Origin of the sequence: Pseudomonas sp. GM33 (assembly GCF_000282295.1) — a bacterium.
Classification (GTDB): domain Bacteria; phylum Pseudomonadota; class Gammaproteobacteria; order Pseudomonadales; family Pseudomonadaceae; genus Aquipseudomonas; species Aquipseudomonas laurylsulfatiphila.
In genome coordinates this window covers 1-5,059 of record NZ_AKJO01000053.1, presented here as the reverse complement: position 1 = coordinate 5,059, position 5,059 = coordinate 1, and the positions used below count along the sequence as shown (strand labels likewise).

Here is a 5,059-nt window from a genome sequence, read left to right as displayed (position 1 = left end):
CCCCCCTGCCGATGCCGACCCAGTCACCTTCGTTGATGCCACGGCTCTCGGCATCGGTCGGGTGGATTTCCAGGCGGTCTTCGTCGTGCCAGGCGACGTTGTCGGTGCGTCGGGTCTGGGCGCCGACGTTGTACTGGCTGAGGATGCGCCCGGTGGTCAGCAGCAGTGGATAACGAGTGTTGACCTTCTCCTCGGTCGGCACGTAGCCGGTGAGCATGAAACGCCCCTTGCCGCGCACGAACTCCTCGATGTGCATGGTCGGCGTACCGTCCGGCGCCTCGGCGTTGCACGGCCATTGCAGGCTGCCGTGGCGGTCCAGTTCGGCGTAGCTGACGTTGGTGAAGGTCGGCGTCAGGCTGGCGATTTCATCCATGATTTCCGATGGATGTTTGTAGTTCATCGGGTAACCCAGGGCATTGGCCAGGGCCACGGTGCCTTCCCAGTCGGCCTTGCCACCCAGCGGGTCCATGACCTTGCGCACCCGGGAGATGCGCCGTTCGGCGTTGGTGAAGGTGCCGTCTTTTTCCAGGAACGAACTGCCCGGCAGGAACACATGAGCGAACTTGGCGGTTTCGTTGAGGAAAATATCCTGCACCACCACGCACTCCATGGCCGACAAAGCGGCGGTGACGTGCTGGGTATTCGGATCGCTCTGGGCGATGTCTTCGCCCTGGCAATACAGACCCTTGAAGCTGCCGGCCAGGGCCGACTCGAACATGTTGGGAATACGCAACCCCGGATCAGGTTGCAGGGTGACGTTCCACGCCTGTTCGAACTGCGCCCGCACCACCTCGTTGGAGATGTGTCGGTAGCCAGGCAACTCATGGGGGAAGGAGCCCATGTCGCAGGATCCCTGCACGTTGTTCTGCCCCCGCAACGGGTTTACGCCCACGCCTTCGCGGCCGATGTTGCCGGTGGCCATGGCGAGGTTGGCGATGCCCATCACCGAAGTACTGCCCTGACTGTGTTCGGTGACGCCCAAACCGTAGTAGATCGCCGCATTGCCACCGGTGGCATACAGGCGCGCAGCGGCACGGATGTCGGTAGCGGGTACTCCGCAGACAGGGCCAAGGGCTTCCGGCGAGTTTTCCGCACGGCTGACGAACTCACTCCAAATCGCGAAATCGCTGCCCTCACAACGGGCGTCGATAAAGGCCTGATTGAGCAAGCCTTCAGTGACGATGACATGAGCCAGCGCGTTGAGCATGGCGACGTTGGTGCCCGGGCGCAGGGCCAAATGGTATTCGGCGCGGGCATGCACCGAGTCCACCAGATCAATGCGCCGTGGATCGATGACGATCAGCCGCGCGCCTTCACGCAAGCGGCGTTTGAGCTGGGAGGCGAACACCGGGTGGGCGTCGCTCGGGTTGGCGCCCATCACCAGGATCACGTCGGCCTGCATCACCGAATCGAAACTCTGGGTGCCGGCGGACTCGCCCAAGGTCTGTTTCAAGCCATAACCGGTCGGCGAGTGGCAGACCCGCGCACAGGTGTCGACGTTGTTGTTGCCGAACGCGGCGCGCACCAGTTTTTGCACCAGATAGGTTTCTTCGTTGGTGCAGCGGCTGGAGGTGATGCCACCAATGGAGTCGCGGCCATATTTCTGCTGCAGCCGGCGGAATTCGCTGGCGGCGTAGGTCACCGCTTCATCCCAGCTGACTTCCTGCCACGGGTCGTTGATATGTTTGCGGATCATCGGCTTGGTGATGCGATCCGGGTGGGTCGCATAGCCCCAGGCAAAGCGCCCCTTGACGCAGGAGTGGCCGTGGTTGGCCTGGCCGTTTTTGTCCGGAACCATGCGCACCAGTTGGTCGCCTTTCATCTCGGCGCGGAACGAGCAGCCCACGCCGCAATAGGCACAGGTGGTGATCACGCTGCGTTCGGGCTGGCCCAGTTCGACCACGCTTTTTTCCATCAGGGTCGCGGTCGGGCAGGCCTGCACGCAGGCACCGCAGGACACGCATTCCGAATCGAGGAAGTTATCCCCACCGGCCGCCGCCACCCGGGATTCAAACCCGCGCCCGGTAATGGTCAGGGCAAAGGTGCCCTGGGTTTCTTCGCAGGCGCGCACGCAGCGGTTGCAGACGATGCACTTGCTCGGGTCGTAATCGAAGTAGGGGTTGGAGGTGTCCTTCACATCGGCCAGATGGTTGTCGCCCTCATAGCCGTAACGCACCTCCCGCAGGCCGACCTGGCCAGCGACGGTTTGCAGCTCGCAGTTGCCGTTGGCCGAACAGGTCAGGCAGTCCAGCGGGTGATCGGAGATGTACAGTTCCATGACGTTACGGCGCAGGGTCGCGAGCTTCGGCGTCTGGGTGTGTACGCTCATGCCTTCAGTGACCGGCGTGGTGCAGGACGCCGGATAACCGCGCATGCCGTCGATCTCCACCAGGCACATGCGGCAGGAGCCGAAGGCTTCCAGGCTGTCGGTGGCACAGAGTTTCGGAATGGTGGTGCCCAGCAGCGCGGCGGCGCGCATCACCGAAGTGCCTTCTGGCACGCTGATGCTGCGGCCGTCGATGCTCAGCGTGACTTGCACCTGGCTCTCACGGGCAGGAGTGCCGAGGTCGATATCGGTGTTCGGGTCGAAGAGAGTGATCATTGCTCGGCCTCCGAGGGCTGCAAGCCGAAGTCGGCGGGGAAGTGCTTGAGGGCGCTGGCGACCGGAAACGAAACCATGCCGCCCAACGCACATAGCGAACCGTATTGCAGGGTGTCGCACAGGTCCTTGAGGATGATCACCTGCTCATCGCGCCCGCTCTGGTCCGGCGCGGCCAGCAAGCGGTCGATCACCTCCACGCCCCGAGTCGAGCCGATGCGGCACGGGGTGCATTTGCCACAGGATTCCTCGGCGCAGAACTCCATCGCAAAGCGTGCCATGTGGGCCATGTCCAGGGTGTCGTCAGCCACCACCACACCACCGTGACCGAGCATCGCGCCGATGGCGGCAAAGGCTTCGTAATCCAGCGGCGTGTCGAATTGCGACGGCGGCACCCAGGCGCCAAGAGGGCCGCCCACCTGCGCAGCCTTCAGCGGCCGGCCACTGGCGGTGCCTCCGCCGTAGTCTTCCACCAGTTCCCGCAGGGTCAGGCCAAAGGCCCGTTCCACCAGACCGCCCTGACGAATATTGCCCGCCAGCTGGAAAGGCATGGTGCCCAGGGAACGGCCCATGCCGTAATCGCGATAGAACTGCGCGCCCTTGGTCAGAATCTGCGGCACCGAGGCCAGGGTCAGCACGTTGTGCACCAGGGTCGGCTGGCCGAACAGGCCTTTCAAGGCAGGAATCGGTGGCTTGGCGCGGACGATTCCGCGCTTGCCTTCGAGAGAGTCCAGCAACGCGGTTTCCTCACCGCAGATGTACGCACCTGCACCGACACGCACTTCCATATCGAAGGCCTGACCGCTGCCGCCTACATTGGCGCCCAGGTAACCGTTCTCCCGGGCAATCTGCAGCGCGTTGCGCAGGGTGGCCACGGCATCCGGATACTCCGAACGCACATAGATGTAGCCGTAAGTGGCGCCGACACAGAGGCCGGCAATGGCCATGCCTTCGATCAGCAGGAAAGGGTCGCCTTCCATCAGCATGCGGTCGGCAAAAGTGCCGGAGTCGCCTTCGTCGGCGTTGCACACAATGTATTTCTGCGCCGCTTCGGTCGCACGCACCGTGCGCCATTTGATTCCGGCGGGGAAGGCTGCGCCGCCACGGCCACGCAGGCCTGAATCGAACACTGCCGTGGCAGTTTGCTCGCCACCGATGGCGACGGCCCTTGTTAAACCTTCGAAACCGCCGTGAGCCCGGTAATCGTCCAGCGACAGTGGCCGGGTAATGCCGGCGCGGGCGAACAGCAGGCGTTGTTGAGTCTTCAGATAAGGCAGTTCCTCCACCAGGCCCAAGGCCAGTGGATGAGTGGACGGCTCGCCTTGCAGCGCATCGAGTACCGACGGCACATCGGTGGCCGTCAGCGGCCCGAAGCCAATACGACCTTGCGGGCTATCCACCTCCAACAACGGTTCCAGCCAATACAGCCCGCGCGAACTGGTGCGCTGCAGTTCCAGCGGCAGATTGAGTTCCTTGGCCTGAGTGATCAGGGCCGTGGAGACCTCGTCGGCGCCCACAGCACGGGCAAGAGAATCACAGGGCAGATAAAGAGTCGGCATCACGCGTCCTCCCGGCAAGCGTCGAGCAAAGCATCCAGACGCTCGGCACTGAGCCGCGCATGCACCCGGCCATCCAGCTCCAGAGCCGGCGAACAGGCACAGGCCCCAAGGCAATACACCGGACGCAAACTGATGCTGCCATCGGCGCTACTACCGTGATCATCCAGTTGCAGACGCTCACGCAACTGCGCGGCCAACTGCTCGGCACCACGGCTCTTGCACGACTCGGCCCGGCACAGCCGCAGGATATGCCGCGCGGGCGGCGCGGTACGGAAGTCATGGTAAAAACTGATCACCCCACGAACCTCGGCCTGGCTCAGGTTCAGGGCATGGGCAATCTCGGGGACGGCGACATCGGGGACGTAACCGATACGCTCCTGAATATCATGAAGAATGGGCAACAGCGCACCCGCAGAGCCCTTGTGGCGCTCCAGCACACTGTTGACCACAGGCAGGTGCAACATCTCATCAGGCATTCAGCAATCCTCACGGTCACGGACAAACCAGAAGGTCGTCGGTCGTCCGAAAGTGTCGGCTGCGGCACTCACACCACGTCACGGTATCGTGGCAATTTGGCCGTTGGCCAGGGCACCCTGAGCGGGCATCTTGTTGTGCCCGGCACGGTCTTCGCCGCACCTCTACTGGGCATAAAGGGCAGCTTGCCACGCCGCTATTGATCGACCTGCACCAAAGCGACGTGCTCGGTTCTGCCTACGACTATCCATTAAGTCTAGATGAGTGCCGCACGGGGCGTTCACACACTGGCCTAATGCCCAAAGGGCCTGTCGATGGCTGATGTATAGCAAGCATTACCGGTGAGAAGAAGCATCAGAACCGAGGGTAATTCTACGAAGCAGATGCGCTGAAGTACGCCGCTAACCCTGTGGGAGATTCTATGGTT

General features: G+C 62.8%; 3 protein-coding genes. All 3 read right to left on the bottom strand.

The features are described 5' to 3' along the window. The coding region (fdhF, locus tag PMI26_RS21960; RefSeq protein ID WP_007972219.1) for a formate dehydrogenase subunit alpha at nucleotides 1-2,602 on the bottom strand (2,602 nt) is incomplete at its 3' end. Continuing rightward, complete coding sequence (locus PMI26_RS21965) at nucleotides 2,599-4,158, bottom strand: formate dehydrogenase beta subunit (RefSeq protein ID WP_007972217.1); 1,560 nt, start codon at nucleotides 4,156-4,158, stop codon at nucleotides 2,599-2,601. The genes fdhF and PMI26_RS21965, both read right to left, overlap by 4 nt. After that, on the bottom strand, nucleotides 4,158-4,634 hold the full coding sequence (locus PMI26_RS21970) for a formate dehydrogenase subunit gamma (protein ID WP_007972216.1): 477 nt from the start codon (nucleotides 4,632-4,634) through the stop codon (nucleotides 4,158-4,160). The genes PMI26_RS21965 and PMI26_RS21970 overlap by 1 nt, the downstream gene beginning before the upstream one ends. Nucleotides 4,635-5,059 lie beyond the last annotated feature (425 nt).

Excerpts from the sequence above, each read along its gene's own strand:
- PMI26_RS21965 (WP_007972217.1), bottom strand. The coding sequence starts at position 4,158 with ATGCCGACTCTTTATCTGCCCTGTGATTCTCTTGCCCGTGCTGTGGGC.
- PMI26_RS21970 (WP_007972216.1), bottom strand. The coding sequence starts at position 4,634 with ATGCCTGATGAGATGTTGCACCTGCCTGTGGTCAACAGTGTGCTGGAG.